This is a genomic window from Rugamonas brunnea, assembly GCF_014042345.1.
Taxonomy (GTDB): Bacteria; Pseudomonadota; Gammaproteobacteria; order Burkholderiales; family Burkholderiaceae_D; genus Rugamonas; species Rugamonas brunnea.
Genome location: NZ_JACEZT010000043.1, coordinates 1 through 1,731 on the forward strand (window position 1 = coordinate 1; position 1,731 = coordinate 1,731).

1 rRNA gene is annotated in these 1,731 nt (G+C 52.1%); it reads left to right on the plus strand.

The features are described from left to right. Positions 1-1,706 (plus strand): 23S ribosomal RNA (locus tag H3H37_RS25370); the annotation flags it as partial. Positions 1,707-1,731: the final 25 nt, after the last annotated feature.

Below are 1,731 nucleotides of genomic sequence, written 5' to 3' on the forward strand. Positions count from 1 at the left end.
ATATGGTAGGAGAGCGTTCTGTAAGCCTGTGAAGGTGGCTTGTAAAGGCTGCTGGAGGTATCAGAAGTGCGAATGCTGACATGAGTAGCGATAATGGGGGTGAAAAGCCCCCACGCCGTAAGCCCAAGGTTTCCTGTTCAACGTTCATCGGAGCAGGGTGAGTCGGCCCCTAAGGCGAGGCAGAGATGCGTAGCTGATGGGAAGCAGGTTAATATTCCTGCACCGTCGTATGATGCGATGGGGGGACGGATCGCGGAAGGTTGTCCAACTGTTGGAATAGTTGGTTTCTGGTTCATAGAAGGCGCTTAGGCAAATCCGGGCGCGTGATTCAAGGGACTGGGACGAGGCACTTAGGTGCTGAAGCAATCGGAAGTGGTTCCAAGAAAAGCCTCTAAGCTTCAGTCATACGAGACCGTACCGCAAACCGACACAGGTGGGCGAGATGAGTATTCTAAGGCGCTTGAGAGAACTCGGGAGAAGGAACTCGGCAAATTGGTACCGTAACTTCGGGAAAAGGTACGCCCCGGTAGCTTGACCACTTTACTGTGGAAGGGTGAAAGGGTTGCAATAAACTGGTGGCTGCGACTGTTTAATAAAAACACAGCACTCTGCAAACACGAAAGTGGACGTATAGGGTGTGACGCCTGCCCGGTGCTGGAAGATTAAATGATGGGGTGCAAGCTCTTGATTGAAGTCCCAGTAAACGGCGGCCGTAACTATAACGGTCCTAAGGTAGCGAAATTCCTTGTCGGGTAAGTTCCGACCTGCACGAATGGCGTAACGATGGCCACACTGTCTCCTCCCGAGACTCAGCGAAGTTGAAGTGTTTGTGATGATGCAATCTACCCGCGGCTAGACGGAAAGACCCCATGAACCTTTACTGTAGCTTTGCATTGGACTTTGAACCAATCTGTGTAGGATAGGTGGGAGGCTTAGAAGCGGGGACGCCAGTTCTCGTGGAGCCATCCTTGAAATACCACCCTGGTTTGTTTGAGGTTCTAACCTAGTCCCGTAATCCGGGTCGGGGACAGTGCATGGTAGGCAGTTTGACTGGGGCGGTCTCCTCCTAAAGTGTAACGGAGGAGTTCGAAGGTACGCTAGGTACGGTCGGACATCGTGCTAATAGTGCAATGGCATAAGCGTGCTTAACTGCGAGACTGACAAGTCGAGCAGGTACGAAAGTAGGACATAGTGATCCGGTGGTTCTGTATGGAAGGGCCATCGCTCAACGGATAAAAGGTACTCTGGGGATAACAGGCTGATTCCTCCCAAGAGTTCATATCGACGGGGGAGTTTGGCACCTCGATGTCGGCTCATCACATCCTGGGGCTGTAGCCGGTCCCAAGGGTATGGCTGTTCGCCATTTAAAGTGGTACGTGAGCTGGGTTTAAAACGTCGTGAGACAGTTTGGTCCCTATCTGCCGTGGGCGTTGGAAATTTGAAGGGGGCTGCTCCTAGTACGAGAGGACCGGAGTGGACGAACCTCTGGTGTACCGGTTGTCACGCCAGTGGCATTGCCGGGTAGCTAAGTTCGGAAGAGATAACCGCTGAAAGCATCTAAGCGGGAAACTTGCCTTAAGATGAGATTTCCCGGAGCCTTGAGCTCCTTGAAGGGTCGTTCGAGACCAGGACGTTGATAGGTCAGGTGTGGAAGTGCAGTAATGCATTAAGCTAACTGATACTAATTGCCCGTACGGCTTGTCCCTATAACCTTAGCAGGTTGTGGTGAAT